This is a genomic window from Azospira sp. I09 (genome assembly GCF_009177135.1).
Classification (GTDB): Bacteria; Pseudomonadota; Gammaproteobacteria; order Burkholderiales; family Rhodocyclaceae; genus Azospira; species Azospira oryzae.
On the sequence record NZ_AP021844.1, the window covers coordinates 3,131,387 to 3,154,661 of the forward strand.

Sequence of the window (23,275 nt, forward strand, 5' to 3'; positions counted from 1 at the left end):
GGGAGCGGCGGTATAGTGACGCACCCCCAGCAGAATACAAAAGGAGACAAAAAATGACCCATGCCATCCGCTTTCACCGCACCGGCGGCCCCGAAGTGTTGCAGTGGGAAGAGGTCGGCGTCGGCGAGCCCGGCCCCGGCGAAGTCCGGGTGCGCCATGCCGCCGTCGGTCTCAATTTCATCGACACCTACCATCGCAGCGGCCTCTATCCCGTGCCCTTGCCCTCCGGCATCGGCCTCGAAGGCGCCGGCACGGTGGAAGCCCTGGGTCCCGGCGTCGCCCACCTGCAGGTGGGCGACCGGGTGGCCTACGCCGGCGGCCCCCTGGGGGCCTACAGCGAGGCCCGCCTGATTCCCGCCGACCGCCTCATCCGCCTGCCGGACAGCCTCTCCTTCGAGACCGGCGCCGCCATGATGCTGCAGGGCCTCACCGCCGCCTACCTGCTGCGTCGCACCTACCGGGTGCAGAAAGGCGACACCGTGCTGATCCACGCCGCCGCCGGCGGCGTCGGCCTCATCGCCTGCCAGTGGGCCAAGGCCCTGGGGGCCACCGTCATCGGCACCGTCTCCACCGAGGCCAAGGCCGAACTGGCCCGGGCCCACGGTTGCGACCACCCCATCCTCTACACCCGGGAGGACTTCGCTCGGCGGGTGCGGGACATCACCGGTGGCGAAGGCGTGCCGGTGGTCTACGACGGCATCGGCAAGGACACCTTCGCCGGCTCCCTGGACAGCCTGCGGCCCCTGGGCACCATGGTCAGCTTCGGCAACGCTTCCGGCCCGGTGGGCCTGATCGATCCCCTGCTGCTGTCCCAGAAGGGCTCCCTCTTCTTCACCCGGCCCACCCTGATGCACTACACCGCCCGCCGCGCCGACCTGGAAGCCCTGGCGACGGAGCTGCTGGGCGTGGTCACCAGCGGCCAGGTGAAGATCGAGGTGAACCAGCGTTTCCCCCTGCAGCAGGCCGCTGCCGCCCACATCGCCCTGGAAGGCCGGCAGACCACCGGCTCCACGGTGCTGCTGCCTTAAACGGAAAGGTCGTCCATGGGCGCCAAAGTTCGCAACAGCCTGCTCTCCCTGCGGGACCTCCTGGCCACGGCCTGGCCCATCGTGCTGGTGGTGGCCCTGGGTTTCGTCGTCGCCATCCAGTTCATCCAGCCGGCACCGCCACGGCACGTGGTCATGTCCGCCGGGGCCGACAGCGGCGCCTACTACGCCTTCGGCAAGAAGTATGCGGAAATCTTGGCGCGTAACGGCATCACCCTGGAGGTGCGCACCTCCAACGGTTCCGCCGAGAACCTGCAGCGCCTGCTGGACAAGGACAGCGACGTGGAGATCGCCCTGGTCCAGGGCGGCGTCGAGGCGCCCCGGCCAGACTACCTGGAGGAGGACGAGGCCCTGCCCCTGTCCTCCCTGGGCAGCATGTACTACGAGCCGGTGTGGGTCTTCTACCGCAGCGAGCGGGAACTGGAGCGCCTGCACCAGCTGGCCGGCAAGCGCATCGCCGTCGGCGCCGAGGGCAGCGGCATCCGGGGCCTGGCCCTGCAACTGCTGGCGGCCAACGAGGTGCCGGTGGACGGCAAGCACCTGCTGTCCCTGGGCGGCCTCAAGGCGGCCGAAGAACTGCAGCAGGGCCGCCTCGATGCCGCCTTCGTCATCGCCGCGCCGGAGGCGCCGGTGGTGCAGGTGCTGCTGCGCTCCCCCGGCATCAAGGTGATGAACTTCGCCCAGGCCGAGGCCTACACCCGGCGCTTCCCCTACCTGTCGAAGATCGTCCTGCCGGAAGGAGCGGTTGACCTGGTGCGCAACTTCCCGCCCCACGACACCACCCTGCTGGCGGCCACCGCCAATCTGGTGGTGCATGACAGCCTGCATCCGGCCATCCAGTCCCTGCTGTTGCAGGCGGCCAGCGAAGTGCACGGCAAGGCCGGCTTCTTCCAGCGCCGCGGCGACTTCCCGGCGGTACGGGACCAGAGCCTGCCGGTGGCCGACACGGCGGAGCGCTACTACAAGTCCGGCCCGCCCCTGCTGCAGCGCTATCTGCCCTTCTGGGCGGCGATCCTGGTGGACCGGCTGGTGGTGCTGCTGTTGCCCATCTTCGCCCTGCTGCTGCCCCTGCTCAAGGTGGCGCCCTCCATCTACAGCTGGCGCATCCGTTCCAAGATCTTCCGCTGTTACGGCGACCTCAAGTTCCTCGAGAACGAGCTGAAGGAAAGCTACGACCCGGGCCGCAAGCTGGAGTACCTGGACCGCCTCGACCGTATCGAGGACGAGGCCTATCGGCGTAATATCCCCCTGGCCTATTCGGACCTGCTCTATACCCTGCGGGAACACATCGAACTGGTGCGCCACACCCTGGAGCGGCTGGCGCGACATGCAAACGTGGAGGAAACCCCCTAGATGAAGGCTTACCTGATCGCCAATCCCAAGGGTGGCGCCGGCAAGAGCACCCTGGCCACCAACCTGGCCGGCTATCTGGCCCAGTCCGGCAAGCCCGTGATGCTGGGCGACCTGGACCGGCAGCAGTCCTCCCGGGAGTGGCTGGCCCTGCGCCCCGGCTTTTTGCCCGCCATCCGCAGCTGGGAACTGAAGCACGACGAGCCGGCCCGGCCGCCCAAGGGCACTACCCATGCGGTACTGGATACGCCTGCCGGCTTCCACGGCAAGGCCCTGGATCGCACCTTGAAACAGGTCACCCATGTGCTGGTGCCGGTGCAGCCCTCCCTCTTCGACATCCTGGCGGCGCGCCATTTCCTCGACACCCTGCTGGCCGAAAAAGCCGTGCGCAAGGGCGAGCTGCAGGTGGCGGTGGTGGGCATGCGGGTGGATGCCCGGACCCGGGCGGCGGGGGAGCTGGAGCGCTTCTTCGCCGCCTACGACCTGCCCATCCTCGCCTATCTGCGGGACACCCAGCTCTACGTCCAGGCGGCGGCCCAGGGGGCCACCCTGTTCGACCTGACCCCGGCCCGGGCCGAGAAGGACCTGGAGCAGTGGCGCAGCATCATCGACTGGGTGGATGCCTGAGGCTCCCGGCCGTCAGTTACAACATAAAAAAAGCCGCCGGATCACCGGCGGCTTTTTTGCGGGCGATGCCCGGGCTTACTTGTGGCTCTGCAGGAAGCGGTCCATGGTGGTGTCGGCCACGCTGAACCAGGCGTTCTGGGTACGGCGGTATTTGTCGTACTCGGTCCACACCTTCTTGAAGGCCGGGTTCTTCGCCGATTCCTCGGTGTACAGGTCCATGGCGGCCTTGTAGGCGGCTTCCAGCACCGCATCCGGATACTTCTGCAGCTTAACGCCCTGGGACAGCAGGCGGGAGAGGGCGGTGGGGTTCTTGTGGTCGTACTCGGCCAGCATGGTGACGTTGGCCTCGTAGGCGGCGGCCTGGAAGGCCTCCTGGTATTCCTTGGGCAGCTTGTCCCATTCCTTCTTGTTCACGAAGAAGTGGATGGTGGGGCCCGGTTCCCACCAGCCCGGGTAGTAGTAGTTCTTGGCGACCTTGAAGAAGCCCAGCTTTTCGTCGTCGTAGGGTCCGACCCATTCGGCGGCGTCGATGGTGCCCTTTTCCAGGGCGGGATAGATGTCGCTGCCGGCGATCTGCTGGGGTACGGCGCCGAGGCGTTCGAAGACGGCGCCGCCGAGGCCGGCGATGCGCATCTTGAGGCCCTTGACGTCATCCAGGGTCTTGATTTCCTTGCGGAACCAGCCGCCCATCTGGGTCCCGGTGTTGCCGCCGGCGAAGGACACCACGTTGTAGTTGGCGTAGAACTCGTCCAGCAGCTTCTGGCCGCCGCCGTAGTAGATCCAGGCGTTCATCTGGCGCGGGTTCATGCCGAAGGGCACGGAGGTGCCGAAGCCGAAGGTCTTGTCCTTGCCCACGTAGTAGTAGGAACAGGTGTGGCACATCTCGACGGTGCCCTGCTGCACGGCGTCCAGGGCCTGCAGGCCGGGGACGATTTCGCCGCCGGCGAAGACGCGGATGTCGAACTTGCCGCCGGTCATGGCGCGCAGGCGGTTGGCCAGCACGTCGGCGCCGCCGTAGATGGTGTCGAGACTCTTGGGGAAGCTGGAGGTCAGGCGCCACTTGATGGTGGGCTGGGATTGGGCGATGGCGGGAGCCGCGACGGTGGTGGCCACGCCGGCACCGGCAGCGACGCCGGCATTTTTCAGGAATTTGCGACGATCCATGGTTTGTCTCCTTATTTTTGTTGCCTAACTGATGTTGCGAAAGCCGGGCGGCTGAACCTCACCGCTGCCAGCGATGAAAACAGCAAAGGGGATACATGTGCAAATGCCCCAACCGTCGTGTCGATGGCTGGGGCACTCCTGTTACTGCGTCGAGCTTACCTTACTTGTGGGTCTGCAGGAACCGGTCCATGGTGGTGTCGGCCACGCTGAACCAGGCGTTCTGGGTCTTCCGGTACTTGTCGTACTCGGTGTAGATCTTCTTGAAGGCCGGGTTCTTGGCAGATTCTTCGGCGTAGATTTCCATGGCGGCCTTGTAGGCGGCGTTCATGATCTCGTCGGAGTACTTCTGCAGCTTCACGCCCTGGGACAGCAGGCGGGAGAGGGCCGGCGGGTTCTTGTGGTCGTACTCGGCCAGCATGGTGACGTTGGCCTCGTAGGCGGCGGCCTGGAAGGCCTCCTGGTATTCCTTGGGCAGCTTGTCCCATTCCTTCTTGTTCACATAGAAGGAGAAGGCGGGACCCGGCTCCCACCAGCCCGGGTAGTAGTAGTTCTTGGCGACCTTGAAGAAGCCCAGCTTCTCGTCATCGTAGGGGCCGACCCATTCGGCGGCGTCGATGGTGCCCTTTTCCAGGGCGGGATAGATGTCGCCGCCGGCGATCTGCTGGGGCACGGCGCCGAGGCGCTCGAAGACGGTGCCGCCGAGGCCGGCGACGCGCATCTTGAGGCCCTTGATGTCGCCCAGGTTCTTGATTTCCTTGCGGAACCAGCCGCCCATCTGGGTCCCGCTGTTGCCGCCCATGAAGGAGACGATGTTGTAGTTGGCGTAGAACTCGTCCAGCAGCTTCTGGCCGCCGCCGTAGTACACCCAGGCGTTCATCTGGCGGGCGTTCATGCCGAAGGGGATGGAGCAGCCCAGGGCGAAGGTCTTGTCCTTGCCCACGTAGTAGTAGGGGGCGGTGTGACAGCACTCGACGGTGCCCTGCTGCACGGCGTCCAGGGCCTGCAGGCCGGGGACGATTTCACCGCCGGCGAAGACGCGGATGTCGAACTTGCCGTTGGTCATGGCGCGCAGGCGGTTGGCCAGAACTTCGGCGCCACCGTAGAGGGTGTCCAGGCTCTTGGGGAAGCTGGAGGTCAGACGCCACTTGATGGTGGGCTGGGTTTGGGCGATTGCGGGTGCAGATACGGTAGTGGCAGCAGCGCCGGCAGCAATGCCGACACCAGCTTTTTTGAGAAAGGAACGACGTTCCATTTTGTCTCCTCCAGGGATTGTTCGGTGTGTTGCAGCCGACGCATTATAGCGACGGCCCGAAGCGGTCCGGCAATAGGGATTACCCTAATCCGGACCGGCTGGAAGAGCTTGCTGGAAGCGGCTTTCGCCCGGGGTCAGGCGCCCGCGACAGTCATCCGCTGGATGAGAATGGAACCCGTCTGCTTGGAGCCGCGCACCACCACGTCGTTGCCGACCCCGGCGATGTTCATGAACATCTCCTTGAGGTTGCCGGCGATGGTGATTTCCTCCACCGGATAGGCGATTTCGCCATTCTCGATCCAGTAGCCGGCGGCCCCCCGGGAGTAGTCCCCATTGACGTAGTTCACCCCCTGGCCCAGCAGCTCGGTGACCAGCAGGCCGCGCTTGACCTGGCGGATGAGGCCGGCCAGATCTTCCCGGCCCGGCTCCAGCACCAGGTTGTGGCAGCCGCCAGCATTGCCGGTGGTGGTCATGCCCAGCTTGCGGGCGGTATAGACGCTGAGGAAGTAGCCGTTGAGCACACCGTCGCTCACCACCTGGCGCGAGCGGGTGGCGACGCCGTCGTTGTCGAAGGGGCCGGAGGCCAGGCCCTTGGGCAGGTCGGGGCGCTCGCTGATGTTGATGCCGGGGGCGAAGATGCGCTTGCCCAGGCTGTCCACCAGGAAGCTGGCCTTGCGGTAGAGGCTGCCGCCGCTGGCGGCATAGACGAAGTTGCCGAGCAGGCCGCTGGCGATGGGGGCCTCGAAGATCACCGGCACCTCGCAGGTCTTCACCTTGCGCCCGCCCAGGCGGGACAGGGCGCGGCGGGCGGCGTAGTCGCCGATGCTCTCGGGGGCGGGGAAGTCCGCCGGGTCCCGGTGGGTGGAATACCAGTCGTCCCGCTGCATTTCCGCATTGCGCCCCTTCTTGCCGGCGATGACGGAGCAGGCAATGTAGTGGCGGGAGCTGGGGTAGCCGCCGGCAAAGCCCAGGCTGTTGGCGGTGGCGAACTGGCCTTCCTGCAGGGAGACGGTGGCGCCCTCGGAGTTTTTCACCAGGGGACTGACGGCGAAGGCCGCATCCTCGCAGCGGCGGGCCAGGTCGATGGCGCCCTCCACGCTCAGCTGCCAGGGATAGTAAAGCTGGGGATCCTGCCACTGTTTGGCCAGCAGGGCCTTTTCCGGCAGGCCGGCGCAGGGGTCCTCGGCGGTGTAGCGGGCGATGGCCAGGGCCGCATCCACGGTCTGGGCCAGGGCCTGGCGGGAAAAGTCGCTGGTGGAGGCGTAGCCCTTGCGCTGGCCCAGGTACACCGTGACGCCGATGCCCTTGTCCCGGTTGTATTCGATGGTTTCCACCTCGCCCTGGCGGACGCTGACCGACTGGCCGAAGCCCTCGGAGACATCCACCTCGGCTGCGGAGGCGCCGCCCCGGGTGGCCAGGGCCACGGTGTCCCGGGCCAGTTGCAGCAGGTCGGCCTGGGGCAGGGAGAAGCGGCCGGAAGTGGCTGCAGCGGTAGTACGGGAGGGCTTGGGGAGAGCTTTCTTGGCCATGAACAGCGAGACAGAGGGGTAAAATCGCTATCATAGCAGCCCCCACCGCCCACCCCTGCCGAGAAGTACAAGGAATCATGGAAGAACTGGACCCCCTGGACGGCGAGCCCGTCAGCAAGACAAAACGCAAACAAGCCATGCAGGACAAGCAGGACCTGGGACGCGCCCTGGTGGAACTGCCGCCGGACCGTCTCAAGCGCCTGCTGGGCAAGGTCGAACTGTCCGAGACCCTCAGCGGCGCCCTGCTCGAATACCAGCGCCTGCCCAAGCGGGAGGCCCAGCGCCGGCAGCTGCAGTACATCGGCAAGCTGATGCGGGACGTGGACCCGGAGCCGATCCAGGCCGCCCTGGACGTGGTCAATGGCGCCTCCGCCGCGGAGAACGCCAAACTGCACCGGCGCGAGCGTCTGCGCACCCTGCTCCTGGAAAACGAAGCTGTGGCCCTGGCCGACATCGCCGCCCACTGGCCCCAGGCCGATCTCACCCACCTGCGCCAGCTGCGCCGCAGCGCCCTCAAGGAACAGGAACAGAACAAGCCGCCGAAGAGCTACCGTGCCATCTTCCAGGTGCTGAAGGAACTGGAGGAGGGCGGCGCTGCCGCAGCCACCGGGGATGATGCCGGGGAGGAAGCATGAGCCAGGGGCCCCTGCGCGTCGGCCTGGTCTCCATCAGCGACCGGGCATCCAGCGGCGTCTATGAGGACAAGGGCCTGCCGGCCCTGCGCCAGTGGCTGGACGGGGTGCTGCTGACCCCCTGGGAGGAAGAATCGCGCCTCATCGCCGACGACCAGCCGGGCATCGAAGCCACCCTCATGGAACTGGTGGACGATGAAGGCTGCCATCTGGTGCTGACCACCGGCGGCACCGGTCCGGCGCCCCGGGATGTGACGCCGGAAGCCACCCTGGCGGTGGCGGACAAGGTCATGCCCGGCTTCGGCGAGCAGATGCGGCAGATCGGCCTGCAGTTCGTGCCGACCGCCATTCTTTCGCGCCAGGTGGGGGTGATCCGCAAGCAGGCCCTGATCCTCAATCTGCCGGGCCAGCCCAAGTCCATCCAGGAAACCCTGGAAGGGGTTAAAGACGGGGAGGGCAAGGTGCTGGTGCCCGGCATCTTCGCTGCCGTGCCCTACTGCCTGGACCTCATCGGCGGGCCCTATGTGGAAACCCGGGAGTCCGTGGTGGCGGCCTTTCGTCCCAAGTCGGCACGGCGCCCGCCGGCCGCCTGAGTCGGCCTTCAGTTGTCGCTGCGCAGTTCCCGGTAGCGGGCGATTTCGTAATCGCTGCCGCTTTCCTGGATGTCCATGGGGGTCAGCAGCAGGTGCCGGCCTTCGGCTTCGCACTCCAGGTTTTCCCGCACGTCGAAGCTGGCCGGCGGCATTACCAGCCGCACTTCCCCTTCTTCCATGCCGTCCCGCAGCAGCATGCCCGGAATGCCCGCCGCCAGGGCGTAGGCCGAGGTGCTGCGGGGCCGCAGCTCCACCGCCAGGGCCTGGCGCGCCAGGGTCTGGATGCCGACCGCGGCCTGGGTATCCGATTCCCGGCCGTAGCGCCGCACCACGCCGAGCAGCCAGTTGCTGCCGCCTTCCGGCTGCATGGCCAGGAGGGCGCCGATGCGCAGCCAGTCGCCGCGCAGGTTCGGCACCAGGGCGCCGAAGCCGCCCAGGCTGACGTTGTCGGCGATCCAGCTTTCCGCCGCTCCGTCCCCGTCCGGCTTGCCGGAAAAGACCTGGAAGGCCGCCTCGAAACCGTTGACCACGGTGAGCAGGGATTTCACCTGGTGCCGCCGGTGTTCCCGCAGGGGCGGGGTCGGCGCCCAGTGCATGGCCAGATGGTGCAGCACCGGCAGGATCATGCGGGCCGGATACTGGCCCCCCAGATTCACCTCTTCCGGCACGGTGCCCAGTTCGACGCTGCGGATCAGTTCGGCCAGGGTCTGGGGTGCGTTGCCCGGGGCGAAGAAGCGCAGGGTCGGTGCCGCCAGGGGCTCCCGGGTGAGGCGCACGGGCGGCAGGGGCTGGGCCGGGTCGATCCAGTACACGCTTTCGGGACCGGAGCGGCTGCCGAACACGAACTGGGGCAGGCAATGGCCGATCAGCCTTTCCGCCAGTTCGATCTCCGCGGGCAGCAGGCTGTCCATGGAGGAGGCGTGGAACATGAGCACCTTCAGGTATTCCAGGGTGGCGGAGGAGGAACTGCTCTGCCCCGGATAGAGCAGCAGCAGGCGCCCGGCGACGCCTTCGCTTTCCGCCGCCAGATAGGCCTGGCCCAGGCGCAGCCAGATGTCGCCTTCCACCGGGCCGTAGTGGTACTGGCGCCACTTCAGCTGGTTGCCGTAGGCCAGGATGAGGCGGGCGTGGATCAGGGACAGGTGGGGCTTGAGGGCGTCGGCCCCCTTCTCCTTGCCGCGGTAGCGCGCCAGGGATTGTTCGTAGAGCCGTGCCAGCAGGTCCCAGAAGGCGGTGCTGGCGGTCCACAGGCGCCGCTCTTCGGTCTTGGATAGGCGGGGGGAGTGCAGGTAGTCCCGGGTCAGGCGGCGCAGGTGGGGCTGGGCCGCCTCGTCCAGCTGGCGCACGGTGTCGAACAGCTGCTCGGGCTTGAAACCTTCGGCGCTGAGCAGGGACTCGAACCAGGCCAGCACCTCGTCCACCGCCTTGAAGGCATTGTCCAGGGGCAGTTCGGCGATGGCGCGGCGCAGTTCCTTGGCGTCGGCCAGGGGGTGCTCCGGCTTGGCGGAAAAGAGGCTCAGAATCACGATGTTCCCCGTTGAAGTCGTTCCAGCGATATTGGCGGTCCTGTCGCCGCCTCCATGGACGGGTCCGCCTGTGCCGGCGGCTCCGGAGCCAAGCTTACGTCATTTTCCCCATGCTGCGAACTGTCCCCCAGGCGTTGGCGGCGGCGGGGTCTCCGTCAACGGCCCCGCCCGTCGCCGCCATGGGCGGGACGGGGGCAAACGGCTACAATGCCAGCGATAAAAAAGTAGCGGAGCCCCTCTCCATGCAGCAGTACCACGACCTCATGCGCCACGTGCTCGAGCACGGCCACGTCAAGACCGACCGCACCGGCACGGGCACCCGTTCCGTCTTCGGCTGGCAGATGCGTTTCAACCTGGCGGACGGCTTCCCCGTCATGACCACCAAGAAGCTGCACCTGCGTTCCATCATCCACGAACTGCTGTGGTTCCTGCAGGGCGACACCAACATCCGCTACCTCAAGGACAACGGCGTCTCCATCTGGGACGAGTGGGCCGACGCCAACGGCGACCTGGGGCCGGTGTACGGCAAGCAGTGGCGCCGCTGGGAAACGCCGGACGGGCGTCTCATCGACCAGGTGGGCCAGCTGGTGGAAAACCTGAAGAAGAACCCGGATTCCCGCCGCCACGTGGTTTCCGCCTGGAACCCGGGGGACGTGGATTCCATGGCTCTGCCGCCCTGCCACTGCCTGTTCCAGTTCTACGTGGCCGACGGCAAGCTGTCCTGCCAGCTGTACCAGCGCAGTGCCGACATCTTCCTCGGCGTGCCCTTCAACATTGCCTCCTACGCCCTGCTCACCCACATGATCGCCCAGGTCTGCGGCTACCAGGTCGGTGACTTCGTGCACACCCTGGGTGATGCCCACCTCTACAGCAACCACCTGGACCAGGCGCGCCTGCAGCTGTCCCGGGATTTCCGTCCCCTGCCCAAGCTGGTGCTCAATCCCGAGGTGAAGGACCTGTTCACCTTCCGCTTCGAGGACATCGCCCTGGAAGGCTACGATCCCCATCCTTCCATCGCCGCGCCCATCGCCGTCTGACCGGGAATACCGCCCATGCCCATGGACATCACCCGCACCGCGCCCTGGCAGGCCCTCCTGGCCCACCGGGAGCAGCTTCGTCCGCACCACCTGCGGGAGTTGTTCGCCCGGGAACCGGCCCGCTTCGAGAAGCTTTCCTTCCGCCTCGGCGATTTTCTCGCCGATTTTTCCAAGCAGCGCATCACTCCCGAAACCCTGGGTCTGCTCACCGACCTGGCCCGGGCGGCGGATGTGGAAGGCTGGCGCGATCGCATGTTTGCCGGCGAGCGCATCAACGTCAGCGAACAGCGGGCGGTGCTGCATCCGGCCCTGCGTTTCCTCGGCACCGGCCCCTTCCCCAGTGCGGCCAAGGACGTCATGCCCGAGGTGCGGGCGGTGCGGGCCCAGATGCGGCAGTTTTCCGAGCGGGTGCGCAGCGGCCTGTGGCGCGGTTACTCCGGCGAGGCCATCCGCCATGTGGTGAACCTGGGCATCGGCGGTTCCGACCTGGGGCCCAAGATGGCGGCCCGGGCCCTGTCGGCCTACGACCATCCGGCCCTGCACGTGCATTTCGTCTCCAACCTGGACGGGGCCCAACTGGCGCCCCTGCTGGAGACCCTGGACCCCCGCACCACCCTTTTCATCGTCGCCAGCAAGACCTTCACCACCCAGGAAACCCTGCGCAACGCCGAGACGGCCCGGGACTGGCTGCTGGCGGCGGCCGGTCCGGAGAACGAGGCGGCGGCCCTGGCCCGGCACTTCGTGGCGGTGACGGCGGCACCGGCCGAGGCGGGTCTGTTCGGCATCGGCCACGACAACATCTTCACCATGTGGGATTGGGTCGGCGGCCGCTATTCCCTGTGGTCCGCGGTGGGCCTGGCCCTGGCCCTGGCCATCGGCATGACCCAGTTCGAGCGGCTCCTGGCCGGGGCCCAGGCCCTGGACCAGCATTTCCTCAAGGCGCCCCTGGAGCAGAACCTGCCGGTGCTGATGGGCCTGCTGGGCATCTGGAACACCAACTTCCTCGGCGCCGAAACCCTGGCCATCCTGCCCTACAACGAGTCTTTGCGCACCCTGCCCGGCTACCTGCAGCAGCTGGAGATGGAGAGCAACGGCAAGATGGTGACCCGCAGCGGCAAGCCCCTGTCCTGCCATCCCAATCCCATCGTCTGGGGCGAGATCGGCATCAACGGCCAGCATGCCTTCTTCCAGCTGCTGCACCAGGGCGGCTGGCTCATTCCCAGCGACTTCATCGTCGCCGCCACCAGCGACTACCCCCTGCCGGGCCACAACGGTCCCCTGCTGGCCAACTGCCTGGCCCAGAGCTCGGCCCTGGCTTTCGGCCGCAGCGAGCAGGAGGCCCGGGCCGAGCTGGAGCTGGAGGGCTGGGCCGAGGCGGAGATCGCCGCGGTCCTGCCCTACAAGGTGTTTGCCGGCAACCAGCCGTCCACCACCCTGATGCTGCCCCGCCTGGACCCCTACCACCTGGGGCTGCTGATCGCCCTCTACGAGCACAAGGTGTTCGTCCAGGGGGTGGTGTGGGGCATCAATTCCTTCGACCAATGGGGGGTGGAGCTGGGCAAGAAGCTCGCCGGCCGCCTCCTGCCCGCCCTGGAAGGCACGCCCGACGAGGGGCTGGACGCCTCCACCCGGGGCCTCATTGCCTACTGCCGTCGCCATGGCCAACTCTGAACCGACCACTTCCTCCGAGGCTCCCCAGCTCGTCGCCCTGATCGTGGCGGTGGGGGCCAACCGGGCCATCGGCCTGGACAACCAGCTGCTCTGGCGCCTGCCGGAGGACATGGCCTATTTCAAGGCCACCACCCAGGGGCGCCCGGTGATCATGGGGCGCAAGACCTGGGAATCCCTGCCGGAGAAGTTCCGTCCCCTGCCGGGGCGGCGCAATGTGGTGGTCAGCCGCAACCGGGACTACCTGGCGCCCGGCGCCATCCTCTCCCATTCCCTGGAAGAGGCCCTGGCCGCCGCCGGCGGCGGCGAGGTCTTCGTCATGGGCGGCGCCGATCTCTACGCCCAGGCCCTGCCCCTGGCCCGGCGCCTCTATCTCACCGAGGTCCGGGATGAACCCCGGGCCGACGCCTTCTTTCCCGCCCTGGAAGCGGATGCCTGGGAGGAGCGTTCGCGCCGTCCCGGCAGCCCCCCCGCCGGCGCCCCGGCCTACGATTTCGTGGTCTGGGAACGCCGTCCCCGCTGATCCAGCCTCGCCTAAGTAGCGACTGCTAGGGAGGCTTCGATCGCTTAGTCATGCTCGATGCTACTGGTCAAAAAAACGGCGGGGAGGCCCCGCCGTTTTTGCGTGGTGGCAGCGCGTCAGCGTACGCAGTCCACGTAGTAGCCTACCTTGCCGTCTCGCTCTTCCTTGACCAGACCGTGGATGTCGGTCTCGAAGCCGGGGAATTTCTCGTTGAAATCCCGGGCGAACTGCAGGTACTGCATGATGGTCCGGTTGAAGCGCTCGCCCGGGATAAGCAGGGGAATGCCCGGGGGGTAGGGGGTGAGCAGCACTGAGGTGACCCGGCCTTCCAGCTCGTCGATGGGCACCCGGTCGATTTCCCGGTGGGCCATCTTGGCGAAGGCGTCGGCAGGCTTCATGGCTGGCACCATGTCGGAGAGGTACATCTCGGTGGTCAGGCGGGCCACGTCGTTGGAGCGGTAGACGGCGTGGATTTCCCGGCACAGGTCGCGCAGGCCGACCCGCTCGTAGCGCGGGTGCTTGGCGACGAAGGCGGGCAGCACCTTCCACAGGGGCTGGTTCTTGTCGTAGTCGTCCTTGAACTGCTGCAGTTCGGTCACCATGCTGTTCCAGCGGCCCTTGGTGATGCCGATGGTAAACATGATGAAGAAGGAGTAGAGGCCGCACTTCTCCACGATCACGCCGTGTTCGGCCAGGTACTTGGTGACGATGGCGGCGGGAATGCCCCGTTCAGCGAACTCGCCGTCCACGTCCAGGCCCGGGGTGATGATGGTGGCCTTGATCGGGTCCAGCATGTTGAAGCCGTCGGCCAGGTTGCCGAAGCCGTGCCAGCGGTCGCCGGGCTTGAGCATCCAGGCGTCCCGCTCCTCGATGCCTTCCTCGGAGAGGTCGTCCGGGCCCCATACCTTGAACCACCAGCCGGAGCCCCACTCCTCGTCCACCTTGCGCATGGCGCGGCGGAAGTCCAGGGCCTCGGCGATGGATTCCTCCACCAGGGCGGTGCCGCCCGGCTCTTCCATCATGGCCGCGGCCACGTCGCAGGAGGCGATGATGGCGTACTGGGGGCTGGTGGAGGTGTGCATGAGGTAGGCCTCGTTGAACACGTCCCGGTCCAGGTGGCTGTTCTCCGCGTCCTGCACCAGGATCTGGGAGGCCTGGGAAAGGCCGGCCAGGAGCTTGTGGGTGGACTGGGTGGAGAAGACCATGGACTCCTTGCAGCGGGGCCGGTCGGCGCCGATGGCGTGGTAATCGCCGTAGAAGTCGTGGAAGGCGGCGTGGGGCAGCCAGGCTTCGTCGAAGTGCAGGGTATCGATCTTGCCGTCCAGCTCTTCCTTGATGGCTTCCACGTTGTAGAGGATGCCGTCGTAGGTGGACTGGGTGATGGTCAGCACCCGGGGCTTGGCGTTCTTGTCCGTGGCGAAGGGATTCGCGGCGATCTTCTTCTGGATGTTCTCCCAGGCGAACTCGCTCTTGGGGATTGGGCCGATGATGCCGAAGTTGTTGCGGGTCGGCATGAGAAAGACCGGGATGGCGCCGGTCATCATGATGGCGTGCAGGATGGACTTGTGGCAGTTGCGGTCCACCACCACGATGTCGCCCGGGGCCACGGTGGAGTGCCAGACGATCTTGTTGGAGGTGGAGGTGCCGTTGGTGACGAAGTACAGGTGGTCGCAGTTGAAGATGCGTGCCGCATTGCGCTCGGAGGCCGCCACCGGGCCGGTGTGGTCCAGCAGCTGGCCCAGTTCCTCCACGGCGTTGCAGACGTCGGCGCGCAGCATGTTCTCGCCGAAGAACTGGTGGAACATCTGGCCCACCGGGCTCTTCAGGAAGGCGACGCCGCCGGAGTGGCCGGGACAGTGCCAGGAATAGGAGCCGTCCGAGGCGTAGTGGGTGAGGGCCCGGAAGAAGGGCGGCGGCAGGGATTCCAGGTAGGCCTTGGCTTCCCGCACCACGTTGCGGGCGATGAATTCCGGCGTGTCTTCATACATGTGGATGAAGCCGTGCAGTTCCCGCAGCACGTCGTTGGGGATGTGGCGGGAGGTGCGGGTCTCGCCGTGCAGGAAGATGGGAATCTCGCTGTTGCGCAGGCGGATTTCGCTGACGAAGGCGCGCAGGCCGGCAATGGCCTTGGCGGAAGCCTCGGGCGAGGAGAACTCCTCGTCGTCGATGGACAGGATGAAGGTGGAGGCCCGGCTCTGCTGCTGGGCGAAGGAGGTCAGGTCGCCGTAGCTGGTGACGCCCAGCACTTCCAGACCTTCGGCCTGGATGGCTTCCGCCAGGGCCCGGATGCCCAGGCCCGAGGCATTCTCGGAGCGGAAGTCTTCGTCGATGATGATGACCGGGAAGTGGAAGCGCATGGCTGTTCCTCAAAAGACGGCGACCCGCCGGAGCGGGTCACAGGATAAGTCGAAAATGTTGCGCGAAGGCGTCAGATCTTGGGCAGGGTGACGCCCACCTGGCCCTGGTACTTGCCGCCCCGGTCCTTGTAGGAGGTCTCGCAGACCTCGTCGGACTCGAAGAAGAGCACCTGGGCGCAGCCCTCGCCGGCGTAGATCTTGGCCGGCAGGGGGGTGGTGTTGGAGAACTCCAGGGTGACGTAGCCTTCCCATTCGGGTTCGAAGGGGGTGACGTTCACGATGATGCCGCAACGGGCGTAGGTGCTCTTGCCCAGGCAGACGGTGAGTACGCTGCGGGGGATGCGGAAGTATTCGACGGTGCGGGCCAGGGCGAAGGAGTTGGGCGGGATGATGCAATAGTCCGCCTCGATCTCGACGAAGGACTGGGGATCGAACTTCTTCGGGTCCACGATGGTGGAGTTGATGTTGGTGAAGACCTTGAATTCCCGGGCGCAACGGATGTCGTAGCCGTAGCTGGAGGTGCCGTAGGAAACGATCTTCTCCCCATTGACCTCGCGCACCAGCCCCGGCTCGAACGGTTCGATCATGCCGTGCTGCTCCGCCATGCGGCGGATCCATTTATCGGATTTGATGGCCATGCCAGCTACCCCAACACCTTGGAAAAAAGCGGATTCTACTTGGTGTTGGGGTGCACAAAAAGGGTTTTTACAGGAGGGGAAGCCCGTGGTGGGCGGGACGGGGGGCGGCGGTGCCGCTGCCGGGGGAAAAATGCAGGCAGATCAAGTGGATGGCGGGGGCTCGGGTAGTCCTTTGCCCCCGCCGGCGGCTCAGGTGTTCTGCACCACGATGTTGGGGAACTTGGCGGTCAGGTCCTTGGCCTTGTCGGCGATCTTCACCGCCACCCGGCGGGCGATGGTCCGGTAGATTTCCGCCGGGCGGGAATCGGGGGCGCCGACCACGGTGGGCTTGCCGGTGTCGGCCATTTCCCGGATGGCCAGTTCCAGGGGCAGGGCGCCGAGGAATTCCACGTCGTAGTCCTTGCACATCTGCTCGCCGCCGCCGTGGCCGAAGATGTGTTCTTCGTGGCCGCACTTGGAACAGATGTGGATGGACATGTTCTCGACGATGCCGAGGATGGGAATGCCCACCTTCTCGAACATCTTCAGGCCCTTGCGGGCATCGATGAGGGCGATGTCCTGGGGCGTGGTGACTACCACGGCGCCGGTCACCGGCACCTTCTGGGAGAGGGTCAGCTGGGTGTCGCCGGTGCCCGGCGGCATGTCGATCACCAGGTAATCCACGTCGCGCCAGTTGGTGTCCCGCAGCAGCTGTTCCAGGGCCTGGGTGACCATGGGGCCGCGCCAGACCATGGGGGTTTCCACGTCTTCCAGGAGGAAACCGATGGACATGGCCTGGATGCCGTGGGCTTCCAGGGGCTCCAGGCTCTGGCCGTCCTTGGATTCGGGCTGTTTGCCGGCCAGACCCAGCATCTGGGGCTGGGAGGGGCCGTAGATGTCGGCGTCCAGCAGGCCGACCGTGGCGCCTTCCTGGGCCAGGGCCAGGGCCAGGTTCACGGCGGTGGTGCTCTTGCCGACGCCACCCTTGCCGGAGGCCACGGCGATGATGTTCTTGACGCCCGGCAGCAGCTTCACGCCCCGCTGCACGGTGTGGGAGACGATTTTCACATAGACATTGGCGGAGACGTTGCCGGCGCCGGGCAGGGCCTTGATGGCGGCGATGACCCGGGCGCGGATGGCGTCGATCTGGGTCTTGGCCGGGTAGCCCAGCTCGATGTCCAGGGAGACGTCGTTGCCGTCCACCTTGATGTTGCGGGCGGCCTTGGAGGAAACGTAGTCCTTCTGGGTATTGGGGTCGATCAGGGACTGCAGGGCAGTGTGGACGTCGGCGACGCTGATGGTCATGGCAGGGAACTCCTGTGGGAAGCCTGATACTTGAGTTATTTTGTCGAGTATACCCCAGGGCAGGGGCCGGCCAAAAGCGCTCCTTGGCCGTCGGGCCAGCTTCTTTTCGTTCTTTTCCGGGGCCGGGCCGGGTCCTGGGCCCCGCGTTTGGTAAACTCCCGCCTTTGCTCCGACTTTTTCAGGCTCCCCCATGAAGCGCAAGATCCTCGTCACCTCCGCACTGCCCTACGCCAACGGCTCCATCCACCTGGGCCATCTGGTGGAGTACATCCAGACCGACATCTGGGTGCGCTTCCAGAAAATGCGGGGCCACGACTGCTGGTACGTCTGCGCCGACGACACCCACGGCACGCCCATCATGCTGCGGGCCCAAAACGAAGGCATCACCCCGGAAGCCCTGATCGAGCGGGTCTACGGCGAGCATACGCGGGACTTCGCCGGCTTCCTGGTGGGCTTCGACAACTACTATTCCACCAACACCCCGGAAACCCGCCGCTGCGCCGAAGACATCTACGGCAAGCTGCAGGCGGCCGGCCTGATCGAAGTGCGCTCCATCGAGCAGTTCTACGATCCGGTGAAGGAGATGTTCCTGCCGGACCGCTTCATCAAGGGCGAATGCCCCAAGTGCGGGGCCAAGGACCAGTACGGCGACAACTGCGAGGTCTGCGGTGCCGCCTACACTCCCAACGACCTGAAGGACCCGTACTCCGCCGTCTCCGGCGCCAAGCCGGAAATGCGTTCGTCCGACCACTATTTCTTCAAGCTCTCCGATCCCCGCTGCCAGGACTTCCTGCGCCGCTGGACTCGGGACGAGGGGCGCCTGCAGCCGGAAGCCGCCAACAAGATGCAGGAGTGGCTGGGGGCCGAGGGCGAGAATAAGCTCACCGACTGGGACATCTCCCGGGATGCGCCCTATTTCGGTTTCGAGATTCCCGGCGCCCCCGGCAAGTACTTCTACGTCTGGCTCGACGCCCCCATCGGTTACATGGGTTCCTTCGCCAATCTGTGCGAGAAGCAGGGCCTGGATTTCAACGAATACTGGAGCAAGGATTCGAAAGCCGAGCTGTACCACTTCATCGGCAAGGACATCCTCTATTTCCACGCCCTGTTCTGGCCCGCCGAGCTGGAGCAGGCCGGCTTCCGCACCCCGACCAAGGTTTTCGCCCACGGCTTCCTCACCGTGGATGGGCAGAAGATGTCCAAGTCCCGCGGCACCTTCATCACTGCCGAGAGCTACCTCAAGCAGGGCCTCAACCCGGAATGGCTGCGCTACTACTTCGCCGCCAAGCTGACCAACACCCTGGAAGACATCGACCTGTCCCTGCCCGACTTCACCGCCCGGGTGAATTCCGATCTGGTGGGCAAGTATGTGAACATCGCCAGCCGTGCTGCCGGCTTCATCGCCAAGCGCTTCAACGGCCAGCTGGCCGTGGCTGACGAGTCCCTGGCTCCCTATGCCGCTATCCGGGAAGCCGCCCCGCGCATCGCCGAATACTACGAGAACCGGGAATTCGGCCGCGCCCTGCGGGAAATCATGGCCCTGGCCGATGGCGTTAACCAGTATGTGGACACGGTGAAGCCCTGGGAGCTGGCCAAGCAGGAGGGCCAGGACCCGGCCCTGCACGCTGCCTGCACCAATGCGCTGAACCTGTTCCGCCTGCTCACCGTGCTGCTGAAGCCGGTGCTGCCGGTGCTGGCCGACAAGGTGGCCGCCTTCCTCAACGTCGCCCCCTTCGCCTGGGACGACGTCAATGCCGTGCTGGCCGCCGGCCATGCCATCCAGCCCTACGAGCACCTCATGACCCGCATCGACCCCAAGCTGGTGGAAGCCCTGGTGGAGGCCAACAAGGCTTCCCTGGCGCCTGCCGTTGCTGCAGCCCCGGCCAAGGCCGCGGAGAAGGGCGCCGAGCATTCCCAGCAGCGCCACGCCGAAAAGCAGCAGAAGGAAGCCCAGGTGGCCCAGGCCGCCGCCGAGACCGGCCCCCACATTTCCATCGACGACTTCATGAAGGTGGACCTGCGCATCGCCAAGATTGTGGACGCCAGCCACGTGGAAGGCGCCGATAAGCTGATCCGCCTGCAGCTGGATATCGGTGAGGAAAAGCCGCGCCAGGTCTTCGCCGGCATCAAGTCCGCCTACGATCCGGCCGCCCTGGTGGGCCGCCTGACGGTGATGGTGGCCAATCTGGCGCCGCGCAAGATGAAGTTCGGCATGTCCGAAGGCATGGTGCTGGCGGCCTCCGATCCGGAAGGCAAAACCGGTGGCCTGTACATCCTTTCCCCCGATGCCGGCGCCCAGCCCGGGATGCGGGTGAAATAACCAAGGGGTCTAAGTTTGCTAAAAATTCAGCCTGTAAGTTCTGTGTCAGGCCCAGGCCCTAGGCTGACGCCATGATCCTGCCCCAAGGTAAAAGGCGCTTTTCCCTGACCCTGCCCATCGTCGGCTTCGCCCTCCTGGACGTGGCCGGCATGGTGGCGTTCGCCGTCGGCCTGGCCTACCTGACGGGCAAGGAACCCCTGTTTTTCCGCAACTTCCCGTCCTCCATGGGCGAGGCCATCCTCAGCACCCTCGCCGGTTTGGGGCTCATGCTCTGGGCCGCCGCCCAGATCCTGCGCGAGACCCTGAAACAGGTTCCCCCACAAGACAGCACAGCACAACAATGAGCGCTTTCCGACCGAAGCTCCTGGACTGCCTGCCTGACTACGACCGGGCCCAGTTCGGGCGCGACGTGTCGGCCGGCCTCACTGTCGGCGTCCTGGCCCTGCCCCTGGCCATGGCCTTCGCCATCGCCTCCGGTGTCGATCCGGCGGCCGGTATATGGACCGCCATCGTCGCCGGTTTCATCATCGCCGCCCTGGGCGGCTCCCGGGTGCAGATCGGCGGCCCCACCGGGGCCTTCATCGTCATCGTCTACGGCATCGTCGCCCAGTACGGCCTGGCCAACCTGCTCATCGCCACCATGCTGGCCGGGCTGATCCTCATCGGCATGGGCCTGGCCCGCCTCGGCGCCCTGATCCGCTTCATCCCGGTGACGGTGGTGATCGGCTTCACCAACGGTATCGCCGTGCTCATCTTCATCAGCCAGATCAAGGAATTCCTCGGCCTGGACATGGAGGCCCTGCCGGCCGAGTTCTTCGCCAAGATGAAAGTGCTGGCGGCCAACCTGCCCAATACCGATCTGCCCACCCTGGCCCTGGCTTCCGCCTCCCTGGTGCTGCTGGTGCTGTGGAACAAGAAGGTGGCCGGCAAGCTACCCCTGCTGGGCAAGTTGCCCGGCCCCCTGGCGGTGCTGATCGCCGGCACGGTGGCCCAGTCCCTGCTCGAATTCCCGGTGGAGACCATCGGCAGCCGCTTTGGCGGCATTCCCCAGTCCCTGCCGGCCTTCGCCTTTCCCGAGCTGACCCTGTCCACCCTGCGCAACCTCATTTCCCCGGCCATCACCATTGCCCTGCTGGGGGCCATCGAGTCCCTGCTCTCCGCCCGGGTGGCCGACAGCCAGATCGACGACCGCCACGATCCCAACCAGGAACTGCTGGCCCAGGGCGTCGCCAATGTGGTGGCCCCCCTGGTGGGCGGTTTTGCCGCCACCGGCGCCATCGCCCGCACCAGCACCAATGTGCGGGCCGGCGGCCGTACTCCGGTGGCCGGCATGGTGCACGCCCTGACCCTGCTGGCGGTGGTGCTGGTGGCGGCCCCCCTGGCCAGCGACGTGCCCCTGGCCACCCTCTCCGCCATCCTCATGGTGGTGGCCTGGAACATGGGCGAGTGGCACGAGTTCAAGGAACTGCCCCGTTACTCCATGAACTACCGGGCCATCCTCCTTTCCACCTTCTTCATCACCGTGGTCTTCGACCTGACCCTGGCGGTGGAGATCGGCATGGTGCTGGCTTCCCTCTTCTTCATCTACCGCATGTCCGAGCTGACCAAGGTGGCGCCCCTGAGCCTGCCCGACTGGGCGGCGGGCCAGCCGGTGGCGGCCTACAGCCTCTACGGCTCCCTTTTCTTCGGCGCCGTGGGCAAGCTGCAGACCCTGCTGGACCAGCATGCCCAGGGCACCCAGGTGCTGATCCTGGACCTGCACCAGGTGATCAATCTGGACACCACCGGCCTGGACACCCTGGAGGCCCTGCAGCGCATGCTGGCCAAGCGGGGCGGCTGCCTGATCCTGGCCGGGCTCAATGCCCAGCCCGGTTCCCTGGTGTCCCGCTCCGGCTTTGCCGACGACGTGGGGACGGACAACCTGGTGGCCAGCCTGGCCGAAGCCTGGCAGCGGGCTGCCATCCTGTTGCCCCGGGATGAGGCAGCAGGCTCCCCGTCCCATGCCTGAACGGGCGGTGCGGCTGCGGGTGCGCGGCCTGGTGCAGGGTGTCGGCTTCCGCTGGTCCCTCTGCCGCGAGGCCCAAGGCCTGGGGCTGAGGGGCTGGGTGCGCAACCGCAGCGACGGTTCGGTGGAGGCCCTGGCCTGGGGCGAAGCCGAGGCGGTGACCGGACTGCTGGCGTGGGCCGCCCAGGGACCGCCGGCCGCCCGGGTGAGCGGGGTGGAGATCCTGGAAGCCGCGCCGGAAGCCGATCCGACAGAAGGTTTTGAACAGCGCCCCAGCCTCTGACACAATGCCGTCATGGATAATCTCCTGCGCGGCGCCGCCCCCCTCGAACTCTATGTCTGGCTAGAGCCGGAGGAGTCCTTGCCGGGATGGGATTTCCAGAGCGGCGGCCCCCATGCCGAGCCGCGTACCGTCTTTCCCTCCGGCATCAATCCCCAGCTGGTGCACAACTACTTCGCCGAATACAACCTGGAGTTCTTCCGCCAGCGCAGTTTCGAGCGTTATCCCTCCCGTCTGCACGCCCAGTTCCTCTTTGCCACCCGCACCGACGCGGAGAACTACCGCAACAAGCATCCCGGCCGGGTCTTCGGCAAGTTGCTGACCCGGGTCACCACCCGGGGCGCCTATACCTGCTCCTACCACGACGCCAACTGGATCGATTACCTGCACCTGCCCCACAACCTGGATCTGGATACCCTGGGCGAGATTTCCCGGGCCTACTGGGCGGGCACCCTGGTGGAAGAGGCTGGACTGACCTTCATGGACCAGCCCTGGCGGGAGCCGCCGGTGATCGAGGCGGTATTCCAGGGCAGCCTGGTGCCAGAACCCCTGCCGGCCCGGGCCATCGGTCTGTTGCCGGGCTTCGAGCCTTACCTGGCGCGAAATTGACAGCGTCCTGACCCTCGGTTAGATTCGAAAAGCACTGGCACGGGCGCCAACCATGGCGTCCGGCCTGGGGCTCAGACCCCGATCCCGATTCCCCATCCCCGTCATTCAGGAGAAAAACAATGGCCGTTCTCGTCGGTAAACAAGCCCCCGATTTCAAAGCCCTGGCCGTCCTCGGCAACAACGAAATCAAGGAAGTGACCTTTTCCGAGCACATCAAGGGCAAGTACGCCGTCCTCTTTTTCTACCCCCTGGACTTCACCTTCGTCTGCCCCTCCGAACTGATCGCCTTCGACCATCGCCTGGCCGAGTTCAAGCAGCGCGGCGTCGAAGTGGTGGGCTGCTCCATCGACTCCCAGTTCACCCACCTGGCCTGGAAGAACACTCCCGTCGAGAAGGGCGGCATCGGCCAGGTCGGCTATCCCCTGGTGGCCGACATCAAGCATGAAATCTGTCAGGCCTACGACGTGGAAGCTGCGCCCGGCGTCGCTTTCCGCGGCTCCTTCCTGATCGACAAGGCCGGCGTGGTGCGCCACCAGGTGGTGAACGACCTGCCCCTGGGCCGCAATATCGACGAGATGCTGCGCATGGTGGATGCCCTGCAATTCACCGAAGAGCACGGCGAAGTCTGTCCCGCCGGCTGGAACAAGGGCAAGAAGGGCATGACCGCCAGCCCCGAGGGCGTCGCCAAGTACCTGGCCGAGAACGCCGAGGCTCTCTGAGTCCTGCGTCCGCCCTCCGGGGCGTCGCCCGGAAAGCCACCGGCAACGGTGGCTTTTTTTATGGTGCAGGGCGTGCAGATGGCCTGGCACCACTTCGGTGCGACACCGTGTCACAT

Annotated in this window: 21 protein-coding genes; 14 read left to right on the forward strand and 7 right to left on the reverse strand. The window is 66.2% G+C overall.

Features of this window, described 5'->3' with window-relative positions; translation table 11 throughout:
- Positions 1 to 53: 53 nt before the first annotated feature.
- From AZSP09_RS14680 to AZSP09_RS14690, 3 genes are read left to right on the forward strand one after another with little or no spacing between them, the layout of a single operon-like run.
- On the forward strand, positions 54 to 1,028 hold the full coding sequence (locus tag AZSP09_RS14680; RefSeq protein WP_152090460.1) for a quinone oxidoreductase family protein: 975 nt from the start codon (positions 54 to 56) through the stop codon (positions 1,026 to 1,028).
- Between the two features lie 15 nt (positions 1,029 to 1,043).
- Positions 1,044 to 2,399 (forward strand): TAXI family TRAP transporter solute-binding subunit, encoded by a 1,356-nt coding sequence (locus AZSP09_RS14685; protein ID WP_130459381.1) that lies wholly within the window; start codon positions 1,044 to 1,046, stop codon positions 2,397 to 2,399.
- Entirely contained in the window at positions 2,400 to 3,023 is a 624-nt protein-coding gene (locus AZSP09_RS14690) for a ParA family protein (protein ID WP_014236332.1), read from the forward strand.
- A 75-nt stretch (positions 3,024 to 3,098) separates the two neighbouring features.
- Here the strand turns inward: AZSP09_RS14690 and AZSP09_RS14695 are convergent, their stop codons facing one another.
- The 3 genes from AZSP09_RS14695 to pmbA form a co-directional block, all read right to left on the reverse strand.
- Positions 3,099 to 4,187, reverse strand: coding sequence for a TRAP transporter substrate-binding protein (locus AZSP09_RS14695; RefSeq protein WP_014236333.1), 1,089 nt, complete (start codon positions 4,185 to 4,187; stop codon positions 3,099 to 3,101).
- 160 nt (positions 4,188 to 4,347) lie between these two features.
- Positions 4,348 to 5,439, reverse strand: coding sequence for a TRAP transporter substrate-binding protein (locus AZSP09_RS14700; protein WP_014236334.1), 1,092 nt, complete (start codon positions 5,437 to 5,439; stop codon positions 4,348 to 4,350).
- A gap of 134 nt (positions 5,440 to 5,573) precedes the next feature.
- Positions 5,574 to 6,968 carry a metalloprotease PmbA gene (gene pmbA / locus AZSP09_RS14705; RefSeq protein ID WP_014236335.1) on the reverse strand — a complete coding sequence of 465 codons (1,395 nt, stop codon included), beginning with the start codon at positions 6,966 to 6,968 and terminating at the stop codon, positions 5,574 to 5,576.
- Positions 6,969 to 7,045: 77 nt separating this feature from the next.
- On the opposite strand from pmbA, the gene yjgA reads away from it, so the two are divergent.
- Together yjgA and mog are read left to right on the forward strand one after the other, a co-directional pair.
- Positions 7,046 to 7,603: a ribosome biogenesis factor YjgA gene (gene yjgA / locus AZSP09_RS14710; protein ID WP_014236336.1), complete on the forward strand. Its 558-nt coding sequence runs from the start codon at positions 7,046 to 7,048 to the stop codon at positions 7,601 to 7,603.
- A complete protein-coding gene (gene mog / locus AZSP09_RS14715; RefSeq protein ID WP_152090461.1) occupies positions 7,600 to 8,193 on the forward strand; it encodes a molybdopterin adenylyltransferase in 594 nt (197 codons plus the stop codon). Before yjgA ends, mog begins: the two co-directional genes overlap by 4 nt.
- An 8-nt stretch (positions 8,194 to 8,201) precedes the next feature.
- Here the strand turns inward: mog and AZSP09_RS14720 are convergent, their stop codons facing one another.
- Positions 8,202 to 9,719, reverse strand: a complete 1,518-nt coding sequence (locus AZSP09_RS14720) for a hypothetical protein (RefSeq protein ID WP_152090462.1) — start codon at positions 9,717 to 9,719, stop codon at positions 8,202 to 8,204.
- Between the two features lie 242 nt (positions 9,720 to 9,961).
- On the opposite strand from AZSP09_RS14720, the gene AZSP09_RS14725 reads away from it, so the two are divergent.
- Genes AZSP09_RS14725 through AZSP09_RS14735 form a run of 3 tightly spaced genes read left to right on the forward strand, consistent with a single transcriptional unit; the run spans position 9,962 to position 12,947 of the window.
- Positions 9,962 to 10,756 carry a thymidylate synthase gene (locus AZSP09_RS14725; protein WP_152090463.1) on the forward strand — a complete coding sequence of 265 codons (795 nt, stop codon included), beginning with the start codon at positions 9,962 to 9,964 and terminating at the stop codon, positions 10,754 to 10,756.
- 15 nt (positions 10,757 to 10,771) lie between these two features.
- Positions 10,772 to 12,427: a glucose-6-phosphate isomerase gene (pgi, locus tag AZSP09_RS14730; protein ID WP_152090464.1), complete on the forward strand. Its 1,656-nt coding sequence runs from the start codon at positions 10,772 to 10,774 to the stop codon at positions 12,425 to 12,427.
- Positions 12,414 to 12,947, forward strand: coding sequence for a dihydrofolate reductase (locus tag AZSP09_RS14735; protein ID WP_130459376.1), 534 nt, complete (start codon positions 12,414 to 12,416; stop codon positions 12,945 to 12,947). The genes pgi and AZSP09_RS14735 overlap by 14 nt, the downstream gene beginning before the upstream one ends.
- Positions 12,948 to 13,063: 116 nt before the next feature.
- On the opposite strand, the gene AZSP09_RS14740 is transcribed toward AZSP09_RS14735, so the two are convergent.
- From AZSP09_RS14740 to apbC, 3 genes are all read right to left on the reverse strand, one after another.
- Positions 13,064 to 15,304: an arginine/lysine/ornithine decarboxylase gene (locus AZSP09_RS14740; protein WP_014236346.1), complete on the reverse strand. Its 2,241-nt coding sequence runs from the start codon at positions 15,302 to 15,304 to the stop codon at positions 13,064 to 13,066.
- Positions 15,305 to 15,375: 71 nt separating this feature from the next.
- A complete protein-coding gene (gene dcd, locus AZSP09_RS14745) occupies positions 15,376 to 15,942 on the reverse strand; it encodes a dCTP deaminase (protein ID WP_014236347.1) in 567 nt (188 codons plus the stop codon).
- Between the two features lie 189 nt (positions 15,943 to 16,131).
- Positions 16,132 to 17,226 (reverse strand): iron-sulfur cluster carrier protein ApbC, encoded by a 1,095-nt coding sequence (gene apbC, locus AZSP09_RS14750; RefSeq protein WP_152090465.1) that lies wholly within the window; start codon positions 17,224 to 17,226, stop codon positions 16,132 to 16,134.
- 190 nt (positions 17,227 to 17,416) lie between these two features.
- On the opposite strand from apbC, the gene metG reads away from it, so the two are divergent.
- The 6 genes from metG to AZSP09_RS14780 all read left to right on the forward strand — a co-directional run bounded on the left by metG (position 17,417) and on the right by AZSP09_RS14780 (position 23,159).
- Complete coding sequence (metG, locus tag AZSP09_RS14755) at positions 17,417 to 19,546, forward strand: methionine--tRNA ligase (protein WP_152090466.1); 2,130 nt, start codon at positions 17,417 to 17,419, stop codon at positions 19,544 to 19,546.
- Between the two features lie 71 nt (positions 19,547 to 19,617).
- The gene (locus AZSP09_RS14760; protein WP_014236350.1) at positions 19,618 to 19,890 is read left to right on the forward strand and encodes a hypothetical protein; all 273 of its coding nucleotides are present in this window, start codon (positions 19,618 to 19,620) and stop codon (positions 19,888 to 19,890) included.
- Positions 19,887 to 21,554: a SulP family inorganic anion transporter gene (locus tag AZSP09_RS14765; RefSeq protein ID WP_014236351.1), complete on the forward strand. Its 1,668-nt coding sequence runs from the start codon at positions 19,887 to 19,889 to the stop codon at positions 21,552 to 21,554. The genes AZSP09_RS14760 and AZSP09_RS14765 overlap by 4 nt, the downstream gene beginning before the upstream one ends.
- Positions 21,547 to 21,834 carry an acylphosphatase gene (locus tag AZSP09_RS14770; RefSeq protein ID WP_152090467.1) on the forward strand — a complete coding sequence of 96 codons (288 nt, stop codon included), beginning with the start codon at positions 21,547 to 21,549 and terminating at the stop codon, positions 21,832 to 21,834. The genes AZSP09_RS14765 and AZSP09_RS14770 overlap by 8 nt, the downstream gene beginning before the upstream one ends.
- A 12-nt stretch (positions 21,835 to 21,846) precedes the next feature.
- Positions 21,847 to 22,440, forward strand: a complete 594-nt coding sequence (locus AZSP09_RS14775; protein WP_014236353.1) for a hypothetical protein — start codon at positions 21,847 to 21,849, stop codon at positions 22,438 to 22,440.
- Between the two features lie 119 nt (positions 22,441 to 22,559).
- Positions 22,560 to 23,159 carry a peroxiredoxin gene (locus AZSP09_RS14780; RefSeq protein ID WP_014236354.1) on the forward strand — a complete coding sequence of 200 codons (600 nt, stop codon included), beginning with the start codon at positions 22,560 to 22,562 and terminating at the stop codon, positions 23,157 to 23,159.
- Positions 23,160 to 23,275 lie beyond the last annotated feature (116 nt).

What these genes read in the sequence shown, in the direction of transcription:
- AZSP09_RS14680 (WP_152090460.1), top strand. Translation starts at nt 54, where the DNA reads ATGACCCATGCCATCCGCTTTCACCGCACCGGCGGCCCCGAAGTGTTG.
- AZSP09_RS14685 (WP_130459381.1), top strand. Translation starts at nt 1,044, where the DNA reads ATGGGCGCCAAAGTTCGCAACAGCCTGCTCTCCCTGCGGGACCTCCTG.
- AZSP09_RS14690 (WP_014236332.1), top strand. Translation starts at nt 2,400, where the DNA reads ATGAAGGCTTACCTGATCGCCAATCCCAAGGGTGGCGCCGGCAAGAGC.
- AZSP09_RS14695 (WP_014236333.1), bottom strand. Translation starts at nt 4,187, where the DNA reads ATGGATCGTCGCAAATTCCTGAAAAATGCCGGCGTCGCTGCCGGTGCC.
- AZSP09_RS14700 (WP_014236334.1), bottom strand. Translation starts at nt 5,439, where the DNA reads ATGGAACGTCGTTCCTTTCTCAAAAAAGCTGGTGTCGGCATTGCTGCC.
- pmbA (WP_014236335.1), bottom strand. Translation starts at nt 6,968, where the DNA reads ATGGCCAAGAAAGCTCTCCCCAAGCCCTCCCGTACTACCGCTGCAGCC.
- yjgA (WP_014236336.1), top strand. Translation starts at nt 7,046, where the DNA reads ATGGAAGAACTGGACCCCCTGGACGGCGAGCCCGTCAGCAAGACAAAA.
- mog (WP_152090461.1), top strand. Translation starts at nt 7,600, where the DNA reads ATGAGCCAGGGGCCCCTGCGCGTCGGCCTGGTCTCCATCAGCGACCGG.
- AZSP09_RS14725 (WP_152090463.1), top strand. Translation starts at nt 9,962, where the DNA reads ATGCAGCAGTACCACGACCTCATGCGCCACGTGCTCGAGCACGGCCAC.
- pgi (WP_152090464.1), top strand. Translation starts at nt 10,772, where the DNA reads ATGCCCATGGACATCACCCGCACCGCGCCCTGGCAGGCCCTCCTGGCC.
- AZSP09_RS14735 (WP_130459376.1), top strand. Translation starts at nt 12,414, where the DNA reads ATGGCCAACTCTGAACCGACCACTTCCTCCGAGGCTCCCCAGCTCGTC.
- AZSP09_RS14740 (WP_014236346.1), bottom strand. Translation starts at nt 15,304, where the DNA reads ATGCGCTTCCACTTCCCGGTCATCATCATCGACGAAGACTTCCGCTCC.
- dcd (WP_014236347.1), bottom strand. Translation starts at nt 15,942, where the DNA reads ATGGCCATCAAATCCGATAAATGGATCCGCCGCATGGCGGAGCAGCAC.
- apbC (WP_152090465.1), bottom strand. Translation starts at nt 17,226, where the DNA reads ATGACCATCAGCGTCGCCGACGTCCACACTGCCCTGCAGTCCCTGATC.
- metG (WP_152090466.1), top strand. Translation starts at nt 17,417, where the DNA reads ATGAAGCGCAAGATCCTCGTCACCTCCGCACTGCCCTACGCCAACGGC.
- AZSP09_RS14760 (WP_014236350.1), top strand. Translation starts at nt 19,618, where the DNA reads ATGATCCTGCCCCAAGGTAAAAGGCGCTTTTCCCTGACCCTGCCCATC.
- AZSP09_RS14765 (WP_014236351.1), top strand. Translation starts at nt 19,887, where the DNA reads ATGAGCGCTTTCCGACCGAAGCTCCTGGACTGCCTGCCTGACTACGAC.
- AZSP09_RS14770 (WP_152090467.1), top strand. Translation starts at nt 21,547, where the DNA reads ATGCCTGAACGGGCGGTGCGGCTGCGGGTGCGCGGCCTGGTGCAGGGT.
- AZSP09_RS14775 (WP_014236353.1), top strand. Translation starts at nt 21,847, where the DNA reads ATGGATAATCTCCTGCGCGGCGCCGCCCCCCTCGAACTCTATGTCTGG.
- AZSP09_RS14780 (WP_014236354.1), top strand. Translation starts at nt 22,560, where the DNA reads ATGGCCGTTCTCGTCGGTAAACAAGCCCCCGATTTCAAAGCCCTGGCC.